The organism is Glycomyces sp. NPDC049804 (genome assembly GCF_040674615.1).
Classification (GTDB): Bacteria; Actinomycetota; Actinomycetes; order Mycobacteriales; family Micromonosporaceae; genus Glycomyces; species Glycomyces niveus.
Map to the genome: position 1 here is coordinate 73,718 of NZ_JBFAMQ010000006.1, position 21,582 is coordinate 95,299.

Here is a 21,582-nt window from a genome sequence, read left to right on the forward strand (position 1 = left end):
GCTGATCGGCGGGCTGATCGTTGTACTCGCAGTCGCCGTGTCGGCCTCGGGGTGGCGACCCGTCGGACAGGGAGATCGACAGGCTCGTCGCGAAGCCCTGCCGGGAGTACGGCCTGAAGGTCGAGGAGACGGCGGCGAAATGCCTGTGACGCAGGGGTTTCAATCCGCGCTATTGCGACTGGGGCCTGTCCTGTGCATCAGACCGGTCGCTATCCGGCCCGTTCGCCCGCTCGCTGCGTTGCCGGCCCTCCCGATACCGCCCCGGTATCGGGAGGGCCTTCCGCCTTGCGAGCGAACCAACGGTCGGATATCGACGCTCCCTTATGCACAGGAAAGGCGCCAGGAGCCAAGGCGCGGGCAGCCGGCGCTGCGGCATAGGGCATGCCCCTTCCCACCCGCAGCCACCTCCGACCTACCGAAGAAATGACACGACTCTCCCACACGGGTCCGACATCGCTCGTTTTCGCAGGTCACGACCCAGCAGACCCAGGCAGTCGGACTTCGACGCGGAGGCCGCCGCCCTCTCGGGCCGTGAGGGTGAGCGTGCCGTCGTGGACGCGGACGATGTTGTCCACGATCGCGAGGCCCAGGCCGACCCCCGCGTGGTCGCTGCGCACGCGCCTCGTGCCGCGCTGGAACGGCTCGGTGAGCGTCGCGACCAGGTGCGCCGTCAACTGCGCGCCGGTGTTCTCCACGGTCAGCACCGCGCCGCCCTCCTCCGCAGCGGTCGCCATCCGCACCGTGCCGTTCTCGCCGAGATTGTGCACGATCGCGTTGTGCAGCAAGTTGACCGCCATCTGCAGCAGCAGCGCGGGCGAGCCCGCCGCCGCCGCGAAGTCCCCGGCGACCTCGATGTCGACGCCGCGCTCCTCCGCCAGCGGCAGCAGCGTCTCGGCGGCCTCCTCCGCGACCAGTGAGAGGTCGACGCGCTCGCCGACGAACGTGCGCTGGCCGCTGCGGCTCAGCAACAGCAGCGCCTCGGTGAGGTCGACCGCCTTCGCGTTCACATAATGCAAGCGCTCGACCAGCTCCTCCGAACCCGGCGCCGGCTCGCGCCGGGCGACCTCGAGGAGCGCCTGCATGGTCGCGAGCGGCGTCCGCAGCTCGTGGGAGGCGTTGGCGGCGAACCGCTGGTGCTCGGCCACATGCGCTTCGAGCTGCTCGAGCATCGAGTCGAACGCGTCGGCGAGCTCGCGGAACTCGTCGCGGCGGCCGGGCATCCGGATACGGTGCGAGAGCGAGCCCTTCGCCGCGATCCGCGTGGCCGCCGCGATCTGGTGGAGCGGCGTCAGCATCCGGCCCGCGAGCAGCCATCCGCCCGCGAGGCCGAACACGAGCAGGAAGCCCAGTGCCACGGCGGCCTTCGGTATGAAGGCCCGCATGAGATCGCCCCGGCCGGGGATGAACGTGCCGGGGCAGAGCCGGGCGGGGTCCGAGCACTCGCCGCGGACCGTCACCGCTTCAGGCGGCACGTACCGGAGGAGGAAGAACCAGACGACCGCGAGCAGCAGGACCCCGGCGAGCAGAAGGAACGCCGCATAGCTGATCGTGAGCTTGAGCCGGGCGCTGAGGCCGGGCCGCCTATCCACGGGCCGCACCCGTCTCGATCCGGTAGCCCACACCGGGCACGGTCGCGATCACCCACGGCTCGCCGAGCCGCTTGCGCAGGGCCGAGACCGTGATGCGCACGGCGTTCGTGAACGGGTCGGCGTTCTCGTCCCACGCCCGCTCCAGCAGGTCCTCGGCGCTCACCACGCCGCCCTCGGCGGCGATGAGCACTTCGAGCACCGCGAACTGCTTCCTGGTGAGCGCCACGTACTTCCCGTCGCGGAACACCTCCCGCCGGAACGGGTCCAGACGCAGACCCGCGATCTCCCGCACCGGCGGCCGGTGATGCGCCCGCCGGCGGTCGAGCGCCCGCAGCCGCAGCACGAGCTCCTTGAGCGCGAACGGCTTCGTAAGGTAGTCGTCCGCGCCGAGCTCGAACCCCGAGGCCTTGTCGTCGAGCCGGTCGGCCGCGGTGAGCATCAGGATCGGCATGCCGGTGCCGGACGCGACGATGTGCGCGGCCACCTCGTCGCCCGACGGCCCGGGGATGTCGCGGTCGAGGACCGCGATGTCGTAAGCGTTCACACTCAGCAGCTCCAGGGCGGTGTCGCCGTCCCCGGCGATGTCCGCGGCGATGGCCTCCAGCCGGAGGCCGTCGCGGATGGCCTCGGCCAGAAAGGGTTCGTCCTCGACGATCAGCACGCGCATAGTTCCAAGATGCTACGGCCGCGCCCCTATCGTCGGCATATGGAAAACCGCTAACGCGCCCACAACACCGCCCCGCCTGTACTGGACGCATGTCCAGCACCCTTGCACCTCGCGCCATGACCCGCCGCCTCCGCCGGGGCCTCGCCGCCCGCGCGGTCGCCGTCCTCGCCGCGCTGGCCGCCGCCCTCGGCTACCGGCTCCTGCGCATCCGCGACCGCGGCGCGCTCGGCGTCCCCGATGGTGCCGTCCCGTACCGGACCACGGTCTTCGACGACACCGTGCCGGGCGTCGCCAACCTGGACCCGCCGCTCCTCGCCGCCCTGCGCCGCGCCGGCGCCGAGGCCGCCCGCGAGGGCGTCACCCTCTACGTCAACAGCGGCTGGCGCTCGCCCGAGTACCAGCGCCAGCTGCGCCGCGAAGCCGTGGCCGAATACGGCTCCGAAGCCGCCGCCTCCCGCTGGGTCTCCACCCCTGAGACCTCGGCGCACGTGGCCGGCCGCGCGGTCGACATCGGCCCGCCCGCCGCCGCGGCCTGGCTCTCCGAGCACGTTGCCGCCCACGGTCTCTGCCGCGTCTACGCGAACGAGCCCTGGCACTTCGAACTGCGCCCCGAAGCGATCGAGCACGGCCCGCCGCCGATGTACGCCAACCCCGCCGAAGATCCGCGGACACGACGGTAACCAGGCGCGTCCGCCCCCGCGATCTGATCGATCGCCGCTCGGGCGGTTCTCGCCGTGGAGCGGTAGGGCTCGACTCAAGGCAGGCGGCGAAGCGGGAGCGGGTTGGGCGCCGATCTCAGCCGCCCGGCCCGCAGCGGTGCGGGTAGCGTGGGCGCCCGTGCAGATCGATCACCGCTCGGGCGGTTCTCGCCGTGGAGCGGTACGGCTCGACTCAAAGCAGGCGGCGAAGCGGGAGCGGGCCGGGCGCCGATCTCAGCCGCCCGGCCCACAGTGGTGCGGGTAGCGTGGGCGCCCGTGCAGATCGATCACCGCTCGGGCGGTTCTCGCCGTGGAGCGGTACGGCTCGACTCAAGGCAGGCGGCGAAGCGGGAGCGGGCCGGGCGCCGGTCTCAGCCGCCCGGCCCCGGCGGCGCCGGTAGGGTAGGCGCCGGGGCCGTGGAGAAGGGATGTCACGTTGAGCGACACGGCGATCGACGAACGGCTGCTGCGGGACCTCCTGGAGCGGCAATGCCCCGACCTGGCCGACCTCGAGGTCAAGGCCGTCGACGGCGGCTGGACCAACCAGATGTGGCGTCTCGGCCCCGATCTGGCGGTGCGCATCCCCCGGACCGACGACGCCCCCGCGCTGCTCGAGCGGGAGCACCGCCTGATCCCCGACATCGCCTCGCGACTGCCGCTGCCGGTCCCCGTGCCCACCCGGCTCGGCGAGCCCTCGGAGCGGTTCCCGCACCACTGGCTCATCACCACCTGGGTCCACGGCACACCTGCGGACCTCGCCCCGATCACCGACCCCGAATCGGCCGCCACGCTCGCCGAGTTCCTGACCGCCCTCCACCTCGAAGGACCCGCCGGCAACCCCGCGAACGACGGCCGCGGCGCGGCCCTCGCCGACATGGACGAGCGGTTCGAGCAGACGCTCCAGCGCCTCCCCGAAGTCGACGCCGACCGCGCCCGCGCCGTCTGGCGAGAGGCGCTCGACGCGGACCCCCACAGCGGCACCAGTGTGTGGCTGCACGGCGACCTGCACCCGGCCAACGTGGTCGTCGAAGACGGTCGCCTGGCAGGCGTGATCGACTTCGGCGAGATCTTCGTCGGCGATCCCGCCGTCGACCTCGCCGCCGCCTGGATCCTCCTGCCCGACGGCACCTCCGACGCGTTCTTCAACGCGTACAAGGCAGCCGACGAGGGCACGGTCCTGCGCGCCCGCGGTCTGGCGCTCATCAAGTCGTTCGTGCTGATCGAGATCGGCATCGCCGGAGAGCGCGGCTGGGCCGGAGGCAAACCGACTTGGAAGCTTGCCGGGGAAGCAGCGCTCTCCCGCATCCTGCGCTGATGCGATCGGTACGGTCGAGTGGCTGACCGGTGAGGGCCAGGTTCTTGATCGCTGCCAGGCCGCAGTGCTTAGCGGGTGGTGCTCTACGAGGCCGTAGCCGAGAGCGAAGGTCTTTGTCCCCAACGCAACTCGACGTCCATGCAATGCAGGCAGATAGCCAGAGGCTTATGTCGTAGTCTGCTTACCACTATCTCGTTCACCTACATGGATTCCGTACACCCGTACGTACCTCAATTGTCCACGCTCACGGTCGAGGTCGCATCACCCACAAGACGAGAAAGCATTCATGTTTCTCCGACCCGGCTGCGCCCCAACCGGAATCAGGTCGAGCCGTCGCCACTTGCCCGGCCTCGCTCCGACTGGAACTGGGTCGAACCGCCGGGACTCGCCCGGCCTCGCCAGGCCGGAACCAGGCCGGGTCGCCGGGACTCGCCCGGAACCAGGCCGAGCCGCCGGGACTCGCCCGGCCTCGCCAGGCCGAACCTAGGCCGAGCCGCTGCGAACCCACCCGGCCTCGCCCTGACCGGAACCAGGTCGGGCCGCCGCGACCCGCCCGGCCCTCCCCGCCGCCTCTTCGTCGCTGATGCCTTGACCTGAGGCCGGAAAAGCCAGCCTCAATTTCTCCACATCGGAATCAGGGTCGGCCCCTCCTCCGGCAACCGCAGGCGCTCGCCGATCGCCTCGAAGCCGTGCCGGCGGTACAGGCGGGCGGAGTCCTCGGTGCTCGCTTCGAGGTACACCGGCATGCCCTCCTGCTCGGCGCTCGCCAAGCGCGCCTTGAGCATCGCCCCGCCAGCGCCCGCGCCGCGGTGCTCGGGGACCACCGCGATCGAGAAGAGGTACAGGTGCGGGAACTTCTCGGGGTGCGCCCCGGCGATGAGCCGCATCACGCTCTCGGCGCGCCCCAGCATCGGCAGCGCCATGGTCTCGGCCATCGCCGCGATGTCCTCGACTTCAGCGTGGAAGCGCTCGGTCGACGCCACCTGCATCCACACGGACAGGCCCTCGATGCGGCCGTCGCGTTCGGCGATCCAGACCTCGTCGTCGCGCAGGTGCTTCCGCATCGACTCGGTGAGGTAGGAGGTGTACGCATCGACCGGTACGGGGCCGGCGGCGGCGATCCAGACGTTGACCACCTCGTCAGCGGTGGCCGCCGCGAACGCGGGCACGACAGCGTCGAGATCGGCGGCTTGAGCTCGGCGGACGTTGATGTCGCTCATTTCGGGTTCCCTTCGATCGGTGGACCGTTTCGCTCGAAGTTAACGCCCGCGCCGCTGAGCGCCTAGAATTACGTCACACTCCTGACGCGTGACGAAATGAGCGAACCGTGGACCGATGCGCGCAATGCGGCCGCCAAATCGACCAGGCGTCGCGCGGCCGACGCCGCCGCTACTGCTCGCGGGCGTGCCAGGCCCGCGCGTACCGGCACCGCAAGCGGACCCGTCCGGCGGTGCGCGTCGAACGGCCGTCGGCCTTGACTCCCGCGAGGATCACCGCCGCCGCGATCGCGCTCGCCGACGCCGAAGGCCTGCGGGAGCTCTCGATGCGGCGACTCGCCACCGCGCTGGGAGCGGCGACCATGAGCCTGTACCGGCATTTCGCCAACCGCGACGCCCTCATCCAGGCGATGACCGACACGGTCGCGGGCGAACTGCGCCCCAGCGACCCCGCCCTCGGCTGGCGCGAACGGCTTTCGCACGAGGCCCGCGAGGAGTGGCGGCTCTACCGCCGCCACCCGTGGGTCCTCCAGGTCCTCGCCTCCACCCGTCCGCCGCTGGGGCCCAACACGCTCGGCAATGTCGAACGGGCGCTTGACGCGGCCGCCTCCGCCGGGCTGCCCGCCGAGGCGGCCATGACGGTCTACCTCGCCTCCTCGGGCATCGTCCAGGGCATCGCGCTGCTGCCGACCTCGGAGCAGGAGGTGGCCGACGCGTCCGGGGTGAGCATCGAGGAGTGGTGGGAGGCGCAGACCTCGCACCTCGTCGAGACGCTCGACCCCGCCGCCTTCCCAAGGCTCGCCCGTCAACCGGCGGGCGGCGCGTTCACCGACTTCGACGCCGTCTTCGAATTCGCCCTCGACGCCCTGCTCACCGGGGTGCAGGCCCGCCTCGAGCGCTGAGGCGGTGCCCCATCAGAGCTGGTGCGAGGTCGGCAGGGGCGAGTGGGTCGCGGCTACTTGCGGATCAGCTCGAGCCCGGCGGGCGCGGCGTCCGCACCTTCCCCGGCGAGGGCGCGGAGTGCTTCGGCGACGAAGCGGGCGACGGCGACGGCTCCGGCGGTCGTGAAGTGGGTGTTGTCCTTCTTGAGGTCGGCGCTCACCTCGATGCCGCGCGCGGCGGCGGCGCCGTGGACGAAGAGCGCGGCCGACTCCTCCTGCCCGAGGGAGGTGTATAGCCAGCGGGTGAAGACGTTGAGGTCGATGACCGGCACGTCGAGTTCGCGTCCGAGGCGGCGGACCTCGGCCGGGTAAGGACCGTGCGAGTGGCGAAGGGTCCCGTCGGGGGCGAACATGCGCCGTTCGACGCTCGTGGTGAGCACGGGCTTCGCGTCGGCGGCGCGGACCTCTTCGATGAAGGCGGTCAGGCGCTCGCGGTAGCCGCCGTGGGCGGCGAGTGCGTCGGGTTCCTTCTGGTCGTTGTGGCCGAACCCGAACACGACAGTGTCGCCTGCCCGGAGTCCGTCGGTGACGAGCTTCCAGTTGCCCTGCTCGCGGAAGGACCGGGTGGTGGCGCCACCGAAGGCGCGGTTGGCGACCGGCTCCTCGAGGAACGCGGCGAGTTCGTCGCCCCAGCCGAGCAGGGGGAGTGCGGGGTGGCCCGAAGTGGCGCCGCCGTCGGTGGGAGCGACGGTGGAGTCGCCGGCGAGGTGGATCATGGTCGGCCTTTCACGCTTCTGATGAGCTCGCTTCTTGCGAAGTGCTCGGCGAGGGCAGGAGCAAGGGCATCGTAGCGATCGCGGACCACCGCGAGCTCGGTGGCGCTGCGGCGCTGCACCAACCGAAGGCCTGATATCAAGAAAATCAATCTCTGACTCTTGAAAATTAATAATCCAGCGGGTACAACTTGAGGTATGGCAGATGAAGCATCGGACTGGCAGGAGCTCACCGACCTGACCCGCGGCCGCCCCTTCACCGTCGAGCGCGTACGCCTCGACGACTCCGGGATCGCGGTCGAAGGCGCGTTCGAGCTGCCCCAGCTCGCCCAGCTCAGTGCCGAAGACCAGGTCTTCGTCACCGCTTTCGTGCGGTGCCACGGCTCCATCAAGGAGATGGAGCGGACCTTCGGCATCAGCTACCCGACCGTCAAGTCCCGGCTCAACCGCATCGGCCAGGCCCTCGACTTCGTCGAGACCGACCCGGCCCCCTCGCGCGCCGACGTCATCGACCGCCTCCGCCGCGGCGAGATCACCGCCGACCAGGCGCTGGCCGAACTGGAGGGACCGACGTGATGCCCCAACTCGTGACCCTGAAGATCAAACGGCCCGGCCACCGCACGATCCGCCTCTGGATCCCGGTGCTCCTCGCCGTCGTCCTGCTCTCCCCGGTCCTGCTCCTCGCGCTCATCGGCGGCGTCATCGCCTGCCTCGTGTTCCACATGCGCGTGTTCGCGACCGTCGCCGGCGTCGGCCGCTTCATCGGCGCCCTCCCCGGCTCCCGCTTCGACATCGAACAGGGCCGCACCGCCCTGCTCCTCATCATCCGCTGAGAAAGGCGCCCGCCGTGAACGAGCAACGCAAAGCCATCCTCGACATGCTGGCCGAAGGCAAGATCAACGCCGACGAGGCCGAACGGCTCCTCACCGCCATCGAACCCGGCGAGACCGCACCGGCCGCCGACCGCAAGACCGGCAAGAAGTACCTGCGGCTCGTGGTGGACTACATGGAGAACGGCGAACCCGGCCGCGTCAACATCCGCGTCCCCGTCGCGCTCCTGCGCGCCGGCGTGCGCCTCTCGGCCCTCGTCCCCGCGCAGGCCCTCGAGAAGGCCAACGCCGAGATGGCCAAATCCGGAGTCCCCTTCGACCTCACGCAGCTCAAGCCCAATGAGCTGGAGGAGTTGGTCAACCACCTCGACGAGGTCGTCGTGGAGGTCGACTCCTCCGAGGCCCAGGTCCGCATCTACAGCGAGTAGACGCATGATCCGGCGGTGCCGCGTCGCGGCGAAGCTCATGGGCGCCCGGTGGCGCACGGCCGTCTGGCGGCACCGGATCGACCGGGCGGTCAGGAGGCAGGAGCGGCGGGCCTGAAACCCGCGGCCGCGTCGAAGTGGGAGAGAATGCCGAACGTGTTGCACATTCGCGTGATCAGCCCCGCCTCCCGCACCGACGAGGTACTGCGGATCGCCGCCGACAGCCCGGCCGTCGTCAACGTCCTCAGACTCCCCGGCGCCGCCTTCGACCCCGAAGGCGACCTCGTCGAGTTCGACGTCGCCAGGGAAGGCGCCAACGCCGTGCTCGCCGACCTCAAAGCCCTCGGGCTCAAGGACACCGGCGGCATCAGCGTCGAGCAGCTCGACCTCTCGATCTCCACCGCCGCGGAGGCGGCCGAGCACGCCGCCCCCGGCGACCCCGAGGACGCCGTCGTGTGGGAGGAGCTGTCCGCCCGCACCGCCGCCGAGGCCCGCATGACCTGGTCCTACTTCGCGTTCCTGGCGCTGGCGGTGCAGATCGCGGCGATCGGCGCGCTCCTGGACCAGCCGATCCTCATCGTCGGCGCGATGGTCCTCGGCCCGGACTTCGGGCCGGTCGCCGCCATGTGCTTCGGTGTGCTGCAACGGAACGTGCGCCTGATCGGCGCGGCCGCCCGCACCCTCGCCGCCGGGTTCGCGGTCGCCATCGCGATCACGCTCGCGTGCGCGGCCGTCAGCCGCCTCATCGGCTGGATCGAGCCGGCGATGCTCGACGACCGGCCGCTCACCAGCTTCATCATCCACCCCGACCGCTGGTCCTTCGTGGTCGCCGTCCTCGCCGGGGTCGCCGGCATCCTCTCGATGACCGCACGCAAGTCGTCGGCGCTCGTGGGCGTCTTCATCTCGGTCACCACGGTTCCCGCCGCCGGGAACATCGCCGTGGCGATCGCGCTCGCACACTGGAACGAGGTCGGGGCGTCGCTCGTGCAGCTCGGCGTCAACCTCGTGGGCATGATCGTGGCCGGGATCGCGACGCTGTCCATCCAGCGCCTGATGTGGTCGCGCCTCGGCCGGCACGACATCGCGCCGCGCTCGCCCGAGGTCGCGGCCGGTCAGCCGACGAGCGGGCGCGTCTCGGGGTAGCGGTAGAGGCGCTTGCGGGTGGCGATCGCCAGTGAGGTCGCGAAGAGCACCGGGCCGATCCGGCCGCCGTACATGACGACGATGATGAGCCACTTCGACGGGTCGCCCAGGTCGTAGGTGATGCCCGTCGACTGCCCGACGGTGGCCGCGGCCGAGACGACCTCGAACATGATGGGCGCCAGCATGATGTCGTCTTCCAAGCGCTGCATGAGCATGACCGCGGCGACGATCATGGCGACATAGACCAGCGCGACGGTGAGCGCCTCGCGCACCACCTGCGTCGGCAGGCGGCGGCGGAACGCCGAGGCGTCCCGATCGCCGCGGATCTCGGCCCAGATCACCCACATCAGCAGGAAGAACGTGGCGACCTTGATGCCGCCCGCGGTCGAGGCCGAACCGCCGCCGATGAACATGAGCACCATCGAGACCAGCAGCGAGTCGTCGTTCAACTGCCCCACGTCGATCGAGTTGAACCCGCTCGTGCGCAGCACCGCGGACTGGAAGAACGCGGGCAGGAATCGGTCGTGCCACGCGTACTGGCCGAACGTCGCCGGGTTCGACCACTCCAGGGCCAGCAGGACGAGCCACCCGCCGAAGAGGAGCACCGCCGTGCCCGACAGCGTCATCTTGGTGTGGAGCGACCAGCTCCGGACCGCGCGGCGGTGCGAGAGCTCGTAGACGACGGGGATGCCGAGCCCGCCGAGGATCGTTCCGAGGATGAGCGGCATGCTGATCCACGGGTCGGTCGCGAAGGCGATGATCGAGTCGGAGAACAGCGAGAACCCGGCGTTGTTGAAGGCCGCCACGCTGTGGAAGACGCCCTGCCAGAGCGAGTCGCCCGGCGCGAAGCCGTAGGCGAAGTGGAACCGCAGCGCCAGCACCGCGACGATGAGGATCTCGACGGTGAACGTGTACAGAGCCGCGAAGCGCAGCACGCTCTTCACGTCGCCGAGGCTGATAGACGGGTGCAGCTCGGCCTGCGTCATCAGCTTCGCCCGCAGCCGCAGCCTGCGGCTCACGACCATGCCGAGGAAGGCCGCCGTCGTCATGATGCCCAGCCCGCCGAGCTGCATGCAGACCAGGATGACCGCCTCGCCGAAGCCGGTCCAGTGCGTCGGCGTGTCCACGGTGATCAGCCCGGTGACCGAGATGGCCGACGTGCCCGTGAAGAACGCGTCGACGAAGCGGGTCTCTCCAGGCGCCGTCTGCGCGACGGGCAGCATGAGCAGCCCCGCGGCGGCGAAGATCACCGCGGCGAACGCCGCGGGAATGATGCGCACGGGGTTCCGGACGGCGCCTTCGAGGACGGCGCTCAGGATTGCTCGCAGGGGACGGCCTTCCAGCTGGTCGAGTTCGCGGCACCGGACCGCGCCGCCGTCAGCAGGATATCGCCGCGGCCCGCCCGTCGAAGGCGACACAACACCGCTAACCAGCGGAAATTGCCCTTGAGCGACCGCCCCGGCCGCGAGTCTTGACGTTTTCTTTACAGGCAGTCCCGTTTCAGGACCATGATGTTCGGTATCTGCCCCATGCGGTCCTCAGAGGAGATCGCCGCGGGCTGCCCAGTGACCACGCCGGGCACGGGAATGATCGGCGTGGCCGTGAGCAGCGGCATCGGTCAGATCTGGCTGAACTCGGTGATCGTCACGTCGTTGAAGACCGCCGGACCGCCGTCCGTGAACAGTGCCAGGCGGTCGTCGCCGGGCTGGGCGTAGACGAGGCTGGAGTGGACGTAGCGGCCGTCGTCGATGAACACCTCCACCGAGAGGTTGTCGACCAGGATCCGCAGCGTCGCCTCCTTCCTCGCGGCGTTGAACGGGGTGCGGCTCTCCAGCCAGCGGCCCGTCGTGTCGGGGTTTCCGGTGTAGCCCCGGTTGAGGTAGGCGTAGCCGCCGGCGAGGTAGACGCCCGCGTCGGCGTGGCGGGTGCCGTCCGGGGACCGGCGCAGCTGCATGCCGAGGTTGTCGAGCTGGTTCCAGGTGGCCCTGGTCCGGATCTCGTAGGCGCGGCCGCGGTAGTCGAGCGGCACGTTGCCGTCGACGGTGAGGTCGCCGAGGTGCACCGTCCGCGAGGCGCGGTCGGCGAGGGCGCGGACCGGCGTGGACAGGAGCACCGGCTCGGTCGCGCTGTACCAGTGGAGGCTGATCTCCCGCACGATCGAGTCGGTGCCGTTGAACCCGTCCGCGTCCCACGAGGGCGTCGTGCCGAAGTAGTCCCAGTGGTTCATCCAGCCGATCGCGTACCGCGTGCGCGGGTCGAGGACCGCGCCCGTCCGGCGCTCCCATGTGACCGCGCCGTACCAGTCCCAGCCGTGGTCGAGCCATTTCGGGTCAGGGTGGTCGGGCACGAAGGTCGTGCCGTTCCAGTTCCCGATCCAGTACGCGTAGGTCGCGGGGCCGCCCGAGCCCTTGGTGTTGGCGCTGGCGCCGAGCACCCAGCGGCCGGGGCCGGTGGCGGACTCCAGGTAGAACAGGTCGGGGCATTCGAAGACGCCCATGCCGCCGCGAATGAACCCCTCGGTGTAAGTCCAGGTCTTGAGGTCTGTCGAGCGGTAGAACCCGATCTTGTCGTTCTCCGCGAGCGCCATGACCCACTGCGAGCGGGCGGCGTCCCAGACGACCTTCGGGTCCCGGAAGTCCACGACGCCGGGGTTGGGGAGCACGGCGGGCTCGTGTCGGGCGAAGGTGCGGCCGCCGTCGGTGGAGTGGAACAGGAACTGCGCCTGGCGGTGCGGGGCGGTCGCGAACCGGTCCTCCTGGGTGGCGATCGCGATGATCGCGCCCGCGCCGAATCCGGCCGTGTCCTGCTCGTCGACGACCATGCAGCCCGACCAGATCGAGCCGTTCGGGTTCGTCTCCTTCGGAATGGCGGTGCCGAGGTCGGTGAAGGCGACATTGTCGGTCGAGGACGCCAGTCGCCACGAGGTGCCGGTGCCCATCTCCGGGTAGTCCTTGTTGTAGAGGTAGTAGTAGTACGTCTTGCCGTCCACGTAGATCGGCCGCTGCGGGTCGTTCTTCCAGCGGTCGGGCACCGAGAAGTGGTAGACGGGCCGATAGGTGGCGTCCTGCGCCGCGGCGGGGAGTCCGAACAGGCTGATCGCGCCGCCGGCGGCGGCCGCGCGGAAGAGGTTCCTTCTCGAGGTCTGCAGCATCGTCGCTCCAAAGTCTCCGGGAGTGTTCGCAATTGACCGAACGATCATAAATAGTTAAGCGAAGTTAAATCCATCAATGTATCTGGTTAATTTCGGTTAATTCGAAACGGGCCGCTCCGCGCATTGCGGAACGGCCCCAGAGAAACGCTGAACTACAATTCCGAACGGAAAGGCGGATTGGCGCCGGCCCGCGAACAGGTCACGGCGGCCACCTTGGACGCGAACTCGACCGCCTCGCGCGCCTCCCCGGCGCTCAACCGCTCCAGGCCCTCGGGACGCAGGCGGCCGTTGCGGTCGAGCCAGTCCAGGAGCGCGCCGCTGAACGAGTCGCCCGCACCCACCGTGTCGACCATGTCGACCGGCGCGGCGGGCACCTCGAAGGCCTCGCCCCCGGCCCACACCTGCGAGCCGTCGCCGCCCCGCGTCACCACGACCAGCTTGCGGCCCTCGGCGATCCACCCGTAGGCCAGGGCCGCCGGGTCCATGCCGGGCCAGATCCACGCCAGGTCCTCGTCGGAGACCTTCACGATGGAGGCGAACTCGAGCCAGCGCCGCAGACGTTCGCGGTAGGCCTCCCGGTCGCCGAGCAGCGCGGGGCGCACGTTCGGGTCGAGGCTGATCGTCGTGTGCGCGGCGAGGCCGGCGAGCCACTGCTCGAGCACCGGGCCGCCGGGCTCGACGGCGAGCGCGAGTGACCCGGCGTGCACCGCGTCGAGGCCCGGGTTGTGGGGCAGTTCGGCGTCCCGCCACTGCCAGTCGGCGGTGCCGGCCACATGGAACGCGTAACTCGCGGAACCGCTCGGCGCTACGGACACGATCGCGAGGCTGGTCGGCTCCTCGGCGTCGACGACCCAGCGCAGGTTCACGTCGGACTCGGCCAGGTGGGTACGCAGCAGCTTCCCGAACGCGTCGCCGGAGAGCCGCCCGAGGAACGCGGCCTCGGACCCCAAGCGCCCCAGTGTGACCGCGACGTTCATCGGGCTGCCGCCGGGGTGCGCGACCGGGTGCCGGGCGTCCTCGTGTCCGACTTCGAGATCGATCAGGGCCTCGCCGACCACTCCGATCATCTGCGCACCAGCCTCTCTCCGTCCCAGCGGACCGGGATCGGGTCCGCGAGCTCGCCCACGAACCCGCCGTCCTCGATGTTGCGGAAGCCGATGATGACGGTCTGGCCGTCAACGTCGTGCAGTCTCGCCGCGTACAGGCTCTCATGCTCGAACGGCCTCGCCTTGGCGATGTTGAGAACGGCGCCGTCGAAACCTGCGAAGAGGTCGTCGACGGGCACCGCGTAGTTGTCGCCGGTCTCGCCGAGGGAGCGGCGCGCGTCGGAGGCCTCGGCCTTGCCGCAGCAGAACAGCAGCAGCCACTGGCCGTCCACCCGGTGCAGCTGGGTGACCTCGATCTGGCCGAAGCCGAGCGCGTCGGGGCGGCTCAGGGGCGGGAGCACCTCCCAGGTGACGAGGTCGGCCGAGCGGGCGTGTCCGACCACGCCGCGTTCGCGGGTCGGTTCGGGCCCTTCGGCTCTCGCGGTGAAGAGCATGTGCCAGCCGTCCCCGGCGCGGACCACCCACGGGTCGCGGCAGGCCTCGTCGAACCAGTCGGACTCCTCCGAGAACTTCTCGTAGTGGCGCGGGTCGGCCTCGACCTGCGGGCCCGGTTCGCGGTGCCACACGAGCAGGTCGTCGGAGACGGCCGAGCCGATGCGCTGCACCTTGCCGCCTTCGGAGCGGGAGACGCCGGTGTAGAACATGCGCCACCGCCCCGAGTCCTCCCGCACGATCGAGCCGGTCCAGGTGGCCTGGTCGTCCCAGGCGGGGGTGTCGGCGTGGACGAGGGCGTCGGGCAGGAGCGTCCAGTCCCTCAGGTCGTCGGAGACGGCGTGGCCGATGGAGGCGCGGTGGTGGCGGCGGCCCTCTTCCTGGAGCGCGCGCGAGGCGCGCAGGAAGAACACGTGGTGCCGCCCGTCGTCGTCGATCACGTACCAGGAGTCCCAGACCCAGTGGTCGGCGAGCTTGAGCATTGGTTTCCTCACTAGTGGGGGGAGTTCAGTCCTTCATGCCGGCGGCGGCGATGGACTGGATGAACGCGCGCTGGAAGACGAGGAAGACGATCACCATCGGCACGGTGATCATGGTGATGTAGGCCATCACCTCGCCCCAGGCGGTGTCGAGCTGGAAGAAGTACTGCACGCCGACCATGACGGGGCGCAGCTCTTCGCTCTGGACGGTCATGAGCGGCCACAGGTAGGCGTTCCAGGTGGCGGGGGAGGTGATCACGGACAGGATCGCGACCGTGGCGAACACGGGCTTGGAGAGGGGCACGATGATGCGCCAGTAGGTGCGCAGCCATCCGGCCCCGTCGATCGCGGCGGCCTCCTCGAGTCCTTTGGGGAGGCTCTTGAAGTACTGGGCGAACAGGAAGATCGAGAAGGCGTTCACGATGAACGGCACGATCTGGACGCGGTAGGTGTTGAGCCAGCCGAACTCCAGGACCGGGGTGAGGCCGTCGAAGCCGACCCAGGGCAGGTTCGCCACGAGGTAGACCATCGGCACGATGGTGGTGTCGAACGGCAGGATGAGCGTGGCGATGACGAGCCCGAACACGAGGCCGCGGCCCTTCCAGCGCATCCGGGCCAGCGCGTAGCCGCACATCGAGTTCACGATGAGGCCGAAGGCGGTGACCATGAACGTCACGAACAGCGTGTTCCCGAGGAAGCGCCAGAACGGGACCCGGTCGAACACTGCCGCGTAGTTGGCGAGCGAGAGGTCCCCGACCGGCAGGAACGCGTTGAGGGAGTTCATGTCCGCGAAGATCTGGTGGTCGGTCTTGAGGCTCGCGGCGACCATGAACACGATCGGGAACAGGAAGAACAGCGCGAGCACGGTCATGGGCACGTAGGTCCACGCGCGCGCGGCCTTGGCGGGGGCCTTGAATGTCGTTGCGGCCATGGCTAGTCCTTGTCCCTCGTCAGTCGCCGCTGGACGAGGGCCAGGGCGAGCACGATGCAGAAGAAGATCAGCGAGAGCGCGGCGCCGTAGCCCATCTGCTGCTGCTGGAAGCCCTTCTGGACGATCTGGAGCACGAGTGTGCTGGTCGATCCCACCGGGCCGCCGCCGGTCATGATGTTGACCTGCACGAACAGGCTCATGGCGGCGATCGTGATGGTGATGAGCACGAACACGAACGTGGGCTTGAGCAGCGGCAGCGTCAGGTGCCGGAACCGCTGCCACGGCGTGGTGCCGTCCAGTTCGCCCGCCTCGTAGACCTCCTCGGGGATGGTCTGGAGTCCGGCGAGCCAGATGATCATGTGGAACCCCACGCCCTGCCAGACGCTCATGACCACGATGGCGCCCAATGCGGTCGAGGGCTCCGAGAGCCACGCCTGGCCGGCCCACGCGCCGCCGGTGACCATCGACAGCGCCGAGTTGACGAGCCCGTCCTCCTGGTACATGAACCGCCACAAGAGGCTGACCACGACCATCGAGGTGATCACCGGCAGGAAGAACACGGTGCGGAAGAAGTTCCTGCCCGCGAGCCGCTGGTTGACCAGGAGAGCGAGTACCAGCCCGAGCCCGCCCTGGAGCGGCACCACGATCGCGGCGAACAGGAACGTGTTCAGGATGGACTTGTGGAACAGATCGTCCTCGGCGAACGCGCGCTGGAAGTTCTCCAGGCCCACGAACTCCGGCGGGGTGGGGGAGATGAGCCGTGCGTTGGTGAACGCCAGGACCAGCGACACGACGGCCGGGCCGATGACGAACACGAGCAGGAGCACCACGCCGGGGATCGCGAACGCGGTCCCCGCGCGCTGCTCGGCACGGGAGTGGCTGCGGCGCTTGGCCTTCGGCGGTGAGGGCGGGGCCGCCGCCGTGACGGCGGCCCTCTCAGCACTGGCGAGTGCCATGGCTAGAACCCGTATCCGGCGTTCGCTTCGATGTCGGCGTCGATCTCGGCGACGGCCGCGTCCAGCGCTTCCTGAACGTCACCGCCGTGGATGATGTCGCCCGCGTATTGCGTGAAGACCGAGGCGATGACGGTGTAGGCCGGCGTCTCGGGCCGCAGCACCGCGTACTCCTTGGAGTAGTCGACCATCATGCGCAGCTTGCCGTCGCTGGCGTAGTTCTCGGTGAGTTCGGCGGCCGCGTCCGTGGCGGGGATGAGCCCGGTCTTGTTGGCGAACTCGGCGACGTACTCGTCGGAGAGCGCGGTCTCCATCCACGCGGTGGCCCCGGTCGCGTCGGCGGTCGCGGTGGCGGCCCACTGCCAGGAGCCGCCGCCGATCTTGGGGCCGTTGCCGAAGTCCGGCGGCGGCAGGAACAGCATGTCGTCGTAGAGGTCCATCGCGGCCAGTGCGCCCCAGTTGCCGTGGAAGGCCATGGCCGCCTTGCCCTGCATGAAGTCCTCAGCCCCGACAGGGGACTCGACGCTGGCGAGCCCGCCGGTGAACAGCCCCTGGAACCACCGGCCCCAGGAGAGGGCCTCGGGGCCGTTGAGCACCCCGTCGGACTTCAGGTAGGTCTCGCGGTCGATGAGGTCGCCGCCGAAGCTCTGCAGGAACGGCGAGTACGCGTAGGGGTACCACTCACCGGTGTCGGCGGTCGAGAAGTCGATGGCCCACTGGTAGGTCCCGTCAGCGGTGACCCGCTGCAGGGCGTCGTCGAATTCCTCGCGCGTCCAAGGCTGTTCGATCGTGGGGATGCGCACGCCGGCCCCTTCGAGCACCGACTGGCGCGCGAAGATCGAGCACGCGGCCTCCCAGTGGCCGACCGAGTACAGCTCGCCCTGGAACTTCCCGAGCACTGAAGGCAGGAACTTGTCGGTGATGTCGGCGGGCAGGTCGAGCGGCAGGAGATGCCCGGCCCACGCCCAGTTCGGGACGTTGGGTCCGTCCACGGTGAGCAGATCGGGAAGATCGCCGGAAAGGGCCGCGGCGTTGACCGTGTCGTTGTAGACATCCTGCGGGAACGGCTCGAACGTGGCCTGGTAGGTGTCCTGGGAGTCGTTGAAGGCCTTGATGATCTCCTCGGTGACCTCGATCTCCGCAGGGGTGCCCGCGTTGTGGGCCCACAGGACGAGCTCGCCGTCCGAGGTTCCGCCCGCGCTCTGGCACGCGGCGAGGGCGGAGTAGGCGAGGGAGGCGCCGCCGGTGGCGGCCGCCAGTTTCATGAGGTTGCGGCGTTGCATGGTGCTCACTCCAATGTGAATCGGGCAGAAGGGTTGCGGAGGCTGCCGGCGCCTCATCGGGGCGGTGCGACGGAGTGCCGCCTCGCGGTCGGGCAGGGCATGAGGTGCTGCACGGGCGCGGCCTCGGGATCGTCGAGGCGGCGCAGCAGTTCCACGACCGCCCAGCGCCCCATCTCGTAGTGGGGGAGGGCGGCCGAGGTGAGGCCGGGAAAGAGATCCGGGGCGATGAGTTCCTGGTCGTCGTAGGACACGACGGAAAGGTCGCCGGGGATGCTCAGACCGAGTTCGGCGGCGGCGCGGTAGACGCCCATCGCCATGCGGTCGTTGAAGCAGAAGATCGCGGTCGGCCGATCGGGTCGGCCGAGGAGCTGCAGCGCCCCTTCGTGGGCGGGCCTGGTGGTCGAGGCCGGGACTTCCACGAGCAGTTCGTCGGGGTCGAGGCCGCCGGCCGTGACGCGCTCGCGCCAGGTCGCGAGCCGGATCGCGCGGGCCTCCACGTCCTCGGAGGTGGTGACGTGTCCGATGCGGGTGTGACCGGCCGCGGTCAGTTCGTCGAGCACCCCGAGCGTGCCGCCGCGCTCGTCCGGGACGACGGAGGAGGCGGAGCCGTCCGGAGTCCGCGCGTCGAGCAGCACGCAAGGGGTGGAACCGATCGCGGCCGGGACCTCGACGACCTGGTGGTACATGGTCGCGAGCAGGATGCCGTCGATCTGGCGCTCCTGAAGCGCCGCGATGGCCTCGCCGGTCTCGGCCGGGTCGCCGGAGGTGTCGACCATGAGGAGCAGGAACCCCGCCTCGCGGGCCGCATCGTGCGCGCCCCGGATCATCTGCCCCGCAAAGGGCGTGGTCGCGACATCGTCTCCGACGAACCCGATCATCTGGGTCCGCCGCGTCCGCAGCCCCCGCGCCACCGTGTTCGGCCGGTACCCCAGCTCCGCGGCGGCGGCGCGCACCCGCTCCCGGGTCTCGGGGCCGATGCGCCGTCCGCCGGTCTCGTTGAGCGCCATGGAGGCCGTGGCAGTGGAGACGCCGGCCGCCTGCGCGACGTCGGCCAATCGGGGCTGCTTGGTCACCGTTGACTTCCCTTCATAGGTTAATCGATTAACCAACATGCTAAGACGTCTCCGCCGAAAGTTGTTAATCGATTAACCGAGAATCTACGACCGCTCGGCCACAACCGGGCCACGCTCAGGTCACGGTTGCGCAACGACGCGTCCGGCCGCGGTCGAGCGACCGCGGCCGTCCGAGGTGGTGACCGTGGACAACGGCACCTGGAAGGCCTGGCCCGCCGATCTTGGGCTTGAGCGGCGCCAACCCGATCCGGCCGGGCCCGGGGCGTGTTAGGAATGGGGATGCCTCTGCGCCAGTCCTATGACGCCGTGATCGTCGGCGGTGGTCACAATGGCCTCGTCGCCGCGTCCTACCTCGCCCGAGCGGGAAAGCGCGTCCTCGTCCTGGAGCGGCTGGGGCACACCGGAGGAGCGGCGATCTCCGCCCCCGCGTTCGCCGGGGTGGACGCGCGCCTGTCGCGGTACTCGTACCTGGTGAGCCTGCTGCCGCGCAAGATCGTGGAGGATCTGGACCTGCGGTTCGAGGTGCGCAAGCGCGCCGTCTCCTCGTACACCCCGACCGAACGCGGGGGACGCGACACCGGACTCCTCGTCACGCGCGATGTCTTCCGCACCAGGGAGTCCTTCGCGCGTCTCACCGGATCGGACCGGGAATTCGAGGCCTGGCAGGACTTCTACGGAAAGGCCGCCCACGTCGCCGAGCGCGTGTTCCCGACCCTCACCGAGCCGCTGCCCACAGAGGACGAACTGCGCGGGCGCGTGGGCGACGACCGGATCTGGGGCATGTTCTTCCAGCAGCCCCTGGGCGAGACCATCGAGCAGGCCTTCACCGACGACCTCGTGCGCGGCGTCGTGCTCACCGACGGGCTCATCGGCACCTTCGCCTCTGCCTGGGACGCGGACCTGCGGCAGAACCGGTGCTTCCTGTACCACGTGATCGGCGGCGGCACCGGTGACTGGGACGTGCCCATCGGCGGGATGGGCGCCCTCACCGACGAGCTCGCCGCCACCGCCGGGGCCGCCGGGGCGGAGATCCGCACCGGCCACGAGGTCACGGCGCTCGCCACCGACGGCGCCCGCGCCCAGGTGACGTACGCGAATGCGGACGGCAGCGGGACGGTCGAGGCCCGGAACGTGCTGGTGAACGCCTCGCCCGAGGCGCTGGCGGCGCTGCTGGGCCGGGAGCGGCCCGAGCGGGCCGAAGGGGCGCAGCTCAAGGTGAACATGCTGCTCAAGCGGCTGCCGCGGCTGCGGGACACCGGGGTCGACCCGCGCGAGGCGTTCGCGGGGACCTTCCACGTGTCGGAGTCGTTCGCGCAGCTGGAGGCCGCGTACACCGAGGCGGCCTCCGGGCGGCTCCCGTCGCACCCGCCGTCGGAGGTGTACTGCCACTCGCTCACCGATCCCTCGATCCTCGGCGACGACCTGGTGCGCCAGGGGTTCCAGACGCTCACTCTCTTCGGATTGCACACGCCCGCAAGGTTGTTCGACGGCCCGGAGGACGAGAAGGCGCGCTTGCTCGCGGCCACGGTCGCGCAGCTCGACCGCTACCTGGACGAGCCGCTGGCCGACTGCCTCGCGGTGGACGCCGAGGGGGCGCCCTGCATCGAGGCGAAGACCCCGCTCGACCTCGAGCGGGACCTGCGGCTGCCGGGCGGGAACATCTTCCACCGCGACCTGTCATGGCCGTTCCGGGCCGAAGCCGATCCTGGCCGGTGGGGCGTGGAGACCGAGCACGCGAACGTCTTCCTCTGCGGCGCGGGGGCGGTGCGCGGCGGCGGCGTGAGCGGTATCCCCGGGCATAACGCGGCCATGGCGGTGCTCGAGGCCGGATGAGGCGCTAGGCGTCCGCCTCCGGCGATTCGTCCTCTTCGGACGGCAGGAACGGCAGGGAGTCCTCCACGCCGAGCAGGTGGTTGGCCATGCGGACGCGGGCCGAGTCGGGGTCGTGGTGGCTGAGCGCCCGCCAGATGGCGTGGTGCTCGCCGTGGGTGCGCCGGTCGATGCCCTCTTCACGGAGGCTCCGCCACAGCCGCTCCCTGACGGTGCGGCTCGCGAACGTCTCGATCATGCCGGTGAGCACGGGATTGCCGGTGTGGGCGGCGATGATGCGGTGGAACGCGATGTCGATCTCGATGATCCGCTCGTGCGCCTCGGGGGACTCCTCGAGGATGCGGCCGGCCTCGTCGAGCAGCGCTCCCGCCTCGTCGAGGGCCTCGTCGGTGATCCGGGTGGCGGCGAGCCGGGCCGCCTCGCATTCGAGGAGGCGGCGGATGGCGTGGATGTGGCGGGTCTGGCCCTCGCCCTGGAGGTCGACCACGAATCCCATCGGCGAGAGCAGCTGGGAGACGTCGAGGTCGGTCACGTAGGTGCCGTCGCCCTGCCGCGAGTTGAGGATGCCGAGGATCGACAGGGCCCGGACGCCTTCGCGGAGCGAGCCCCGGGAGACGCCCAGGGTCTCGGCGAGGTCCTTCTCCACCGGCAGGCGCTCTCCGGGTTGGATCTCGCCGTTGAGGATCATGTGTTTGATGCCGTTGACGACATCGTCCGTGCGGGACATGCGTGCAAGTATCGCCGAGTCGCCTGCGAACCGCAAGAATCATCGGATCATTCCCGCCACAGACGTGCCGCGCGCGGTG

21 protein-coding genes are annotated in these 21,582 nt (G+C 70.1%); 8 read left to right on the forward strand and 13 right to left on the reverse strand.

Features of this window, described 5'->3' with window-relative positions; all coding sequences use genetic code 11:
- Positions 1-470 precede the first annotated feature (470 nt).
- Together AB0K52_RS11415 and AB0K52_RS11420 are read right to left on the reverse strand one after the other, a co-directional pair.
- On the reverse strand, positions 471-1,589 hold the full coding sequence (locus AB0K52_RS11415; RefSeq protein ID WP_363529703.1) for a HAMP domain-containing sensor histidine kinase: 1,119 nt from the start codon (positions 1,587-1,589) through the stop codon (positions 471-473).
- Complete coding sequence (locus tag AB0K52_RS11420; RefSeq protein ID WP_363529706.1) at positions 1,582-2,256, reverse strand: response regulator transcription factor; 675 nt, start codon at positions 2,254-2,256, stop codon at positions 1,582-1,584. The genes AB0K52_RS11415 and AB0K52_RS11420 overlap by 8 nt, the downstream gene beginning before the upstream one ends.
- An 89-nt stretch (positions 2,257-2,345) precedes the next feature.
- Between AB0K52_RS11420 and AB0K52_RS11425 the strand changes: the two genes are divergently transcribed.
- Together AB0K52_RS11425 and AB0K52_RS11430 are read left to right on the forward strand one after the other, a co-directional pair.
- Positions 2,346-2,936, forward strand: a complete 591-nt coding sequence (locus AB0K52_RS11425) for a M15 family metallopeptidase (protein WP_363529709.1) — start codon at positions 2,346-2,348, stop codon at positions 2,934-2,936.
- Positions 2,937-3,390: 454 nt separating this feature from the next.
- A complete protein-coding gene (locus AB0K52_RS11430) occupies positions 3,391-4,269 on the forward strand; it encodes an aminoglycoside phosphotransferase family protein (protein WP_363529712.1) in 879 nt (292 codons plus the stop codon).
- 614 nt (positions 4,270-4,883) lie between these two features.
- On the opposite strand, the gene AB0K52_RS11435 is transcribed toward AB0K52_RS11430, so the two are convergent.
- Positions 4,884-5,489, reverse strand: a complete 606-nt coding sequence (locus AB0K52_RS11435) for a GNAT family N-acetyltransferase (RefSeq protein WP_363529715.1) — start codon at positions 5,487-5,489, stop codon at positions 4,884-4,886.
- Positions 5,490-5,596: 107 nt separating this feature from the next.
- On the opposite strand from AB0K52_RS11435, the gene AB0K52_RS11440 reads away from it, so the two are divergent.
- Complete coding sequence (locus AB0K52_RS11440; protein ID WP_363529718.1) at positions 5,597-6,388, forward strand: TetR/AcrR family transcriptional regulator; 792 nt, start codon at positions 5,597-5,599, stop codon at positions 6,386-6,388.
- 53 nt (positions 6,389-6,441) lie between these two features.
- On the opposite strand, the gene AB0K52_RS11445 is transcribed toward AB0K52_RS11440, so the two are convergent.
- The gene (locus AB0K52_RS11445) at positions 6,442-7,143 is read right to left on the reverse strand and encodes a rhamnogalacturonan acetylesterase (RefSeq protein WP_363529721.1); all 702 of its coding nucleotides are present in this window, start codon (positions 7,141-7,143) and stop codon (positions 6,442-6,444) included.
- Between the two features lie 195 nt (positions 7,144-7,338).
- Here AB0K52_RS11445 and AB0K52_RS11450 point away from each other — a divergent pair, with 195 nt between their 5' ends.
- From AB0K52_RS11450 to AB0K52_RS11465, 4 genes are all read left to right on the forward strand, one after another.
- The gene (locus AB0K52_RS11450) at positions 7,339-7,716 is read left to right on the forward strand and encodes a DUF2089 domain-containing protein (protein ID WP_363529724.1); all 378 of its coding nucleotides are present in this window, start codon (positions 7,339-7,341) and stop codon (positions 7,714-7,716) included.
- The gene (locus tag AB0K52_RS11455; RefSeq protein ID WP_363529727.1) at positions 7,716-7,973 is read left to right on the forward strand and encodes a hypothetical protein; all 258 of its coding nucleotides are present in this window, start codon (positions 7,716-7,718) and stop codon (positions 7,971-7,973) included. Before AB0K52_RS11450 ends, AB0K52_RS11455 begins: the two co-directional genes overlap by 1 nt.
- A gap of 14 nt (positions 7,974-7,987) precedes the next feature.
- Positions 7,988-8,398, forward strand: coding sequence for a hypothetical protein (locus AB0K52_RS11460; RefSeq protein ID WP_363529730.1), 411 nt, complete (start codon positions 7,988-7,990; stop codon positions 8,396-8,398).
- 153 nt (positions 8,399-8,551) lie between these two features.
- Positions 8,552-9,538, forward strand: coding sequence for a DUF389 domain-containing protein (locus AB0K52_RS11465; protein ID WP_363529733.1), 987 nt, complete (start codon positions 8,552-8,554; stop codon positions 9,536-9,538).
- On the opposite strand, the gene AB0K52_RS11470 is transcribed toward AB0K52_RS11465, so the two are convergent.
- From AB0K52_RS11470 to AB0K52_RS11505, 8 genes are all read right to left on the reverse strand, one after another.
- Positions 9,508-10,881: a potassium transporter TrkG gene (locus tag AB0K52_RS11470; RefSeq protein ID WP_363530559.1), complete on the reverse strand. Its 1,374-nt coding sequence runs from the start codon at positions 10,879-10,881 to the stop codon at positions 9,508-9,510. The genes AB0K52_RS11465 and AB0K52_RS11470 overlap by 31 nt on opposite strands.
- 275 nt (positions 10,882-11,156) lie before the next feature.
- Positions 11,157-12,689: a GH32 C-terminal domain-containing protein gene (locus AB0K52_RS11475; RefSeq protein ID WP_363529736.1), complete on the reverse strand. Its 1,533-nt coding sequence runs from the start codon at positions 12,687-12,689 to the stop codon at positions 11,157-11,159.
- Between the two features lie 152 nt (positions 12,690-12,841).
- Positions 12,842-13,756, reverse strand: a complete 915-nt coding sequence (locus AB0K52_RS11480; RefSeq protein ID WP_363529739.1) for a carbohydrate kinase — start codon at positions 13,754-13,756, stop codon at positions 12,842-12,844.
- Positions 13,753-14,709, reverse strand: a complete 957-nt coding sequence (locus tag AB0K52_RS11485; protein WP_363529742.1) for a glycosyl hydrolase family 32 — start codon at positions 14,707-14,709, stop codon at positions 13,753-13,755. The genes AB0K52_RS11480 and AB0K52_RS11485 overlap by 4 nt, the downstream gene beginning before the upstream one ends.
- A 25-nt stretch (positions 14,710-14,734) precedes the next feature.
- Positions 14,735-15,637 carry a carbohydrate ABC transporter permease gene (locus AB0K52_RS11490; RefSeq protein WP_363529745.1) on the reverse strand — a complete coding sequence of 301 codons (903 nt, stop codon included), beginning with the start codon at positions 15,635-15,637 and terminating at the stop codon, positions 14,735-14,737.
- A gap of 2 nt (positions 15,638-15,639) precedes the next feature.
- Positions 15,640-16,593 carry a sugar ABC transporter permease gene (locus AB0K52_RS11495; RefSeq protein ID WP_363529748.1) on the reverse strand — a complete coding sequence of 318 codons (954 nt, stop codon included), beginning with the start codon at positions 16,591-16,593 and terminating at the stop codon, positions 15,640-15,642.
- A 2-nt stretch (positions 16,594-16,595) separates the two neighbouring features.
- Complete coding sequence (locus AB0K52_RS11500; RefSeq protein WP_363529751.1) at positions 16,596-17,873, reverse strand: extracellular solute-binding protein; 1,278 nt, start codon at positions 17,871-17,873, stop codon at positions 16,596-16,598.
- Between the two features lie 53 nt (positions 17,874-17,926).
- A complete protein-coding gene (locus tag AB0K52_RS11505) occupies positions 17,927-18,946 on the reverse strand; it encodes a LacI family DNA-binding transcriptional regulator (RefSeq protein WP_363529754.1) in 1,020 nt (339 codons plus the stop codon).
- A gap of 279 nt (positions 18,947-19,225) precedes the next feature.
- On the opposite strand from AB0K52_RS11505, the gene AB0K52_RS11510 reads away from it, so the two are divergent.
- Positions 19,226-20,779 (forward strand): NAD(P)/FAD-dependent oxidoreductase, encoded by a 1,554-nt coding sequence (locus AB0K52_RS11510; protein ID WP_363529757.1) that lies wholly within the window; start codon positions 19,226-19,228, stop codon positions 20,777-20,779.
- A 4-nt stretch (positions 20,780-20,783) separates the two neighbouring features.
- Here AB0K52_RS11510 and AB0K52_RS11515 read toward each other — a convergent pair whose 3' ends face one another.
- On the reverse strand, positions 20,784-21,503 hold the full coding sequence (locus AB0K52_RS11515) for a FadR/GntR family transcriptional regulator (protein WP_363529758.1): 720 nt from the start codon (positions 21,501-21,503) through the stop codon (positions 20,784-20,786).
- Between the last annotated feature and the right edge of the window lie 79 nt (positions 21,504-21,582).

Bases quoted from the DNA above. Each gene is read 5' to 3' on its own strand.
- AB0K52_RS11420 (WP_363529706.1), bottom strand. From the start codon at position 2,256: ATGCGCGTGCTGATCGTCGAGGACGAACCCTTTCTGGCCGAGGCCATC.
- AB0K52_RS11425 (WP_363529709.1), top strand. From the start codon at position 2,346: ATGTCCAGCACCCTTGCACCTCGCGCCATGACCCGCCGCCTCCGCCGG.
- AB0K52_RS11435 (WP_363529715.1), bottom strand. From the start codon at position 5,489: ATGAGCGACATCAACGTCCGCCGAGCTCAAGCCGCCGATCTCGACGCT.
- AB0K52_RS11445 (WP_363529721.1), bottom strand. From the start codon at position 7,143: ATGATCCACCTCGCCGGCGACTCCACCGTCGCTCCCACCGACGGCGGC.
- AB0K52_RS11450 (WP_363529724.1), top strand. From the start codon at position 7,339: ATGGCAGATGAAGCATCGGACTGGCAGGAGCTCACCGACCTGACCCGC.
- AB0K52_RS11455 (WP_363529727.1), top strand. From the start codon at position 7,716: ATGCCCCAACTCGTGACCCTGAAGATCAAACGGCCCGGCCACCGCACG.
- AB0K52_RS11475 (WP_363529736.1), bottom strand. From the start codon at position 12,689: ATGCTGCAGACCTCGAGAAGGAACCTCTTCCGCGCGGCCGCCGCCGGC.
- AB0K52_RS11480 (WP_363529739.1), bottom strand. From the start codon at position 13,756: ATGATCGGAGTGGTCGGCGAGGCCCTGATCGATCTCGAAGTCGGACAC.
- AB0K52_RS11485 (WP_363529742.1), bottom strand. From the start codon at position 14,709: ATGCTCAAGCTCGCCGACCACTGGGTCTGGGACTCCTGGTACGTGATC.
- AB0K52_RS11490 (WP_363529745.1), bottom strand. From the start codon at position 15,637: ATGGCCGCAACGACATTCAAGGCCCCCGCCAAGGCCGCGCGCGCGTGG.
- AB0K52_RS11495 (WP_363529748.1), bottom strand. From the start codon at position 16,593: ATGGCACTCGCCAGTGCTGAGAGGGCCGCCGTCACGGCGGCGGCCCCG.
- AB0K52_RS11500 (WP_363529751.1), bottom strand. From the start codon at position 17,873: ATGCAACGCCGCAACCTCATGAAACTGGCGGCCGCCACCGGCGGCGCC.
- AB0K52_RS11510 (WP_363529757.1), top strand. From the start codon at position 19,226: ATGCCTCTGCGCCAGTCCTATGACGCCGTGATCGTCGGCGGTGGTCAC.
- AB0K52_RS11515 (WP_363529758.1), bottom strand. From the start codon at position 21,503: ATGTCCCGCACGGACGATGTCGTCAACGGCATCAAACACATGATCCTC.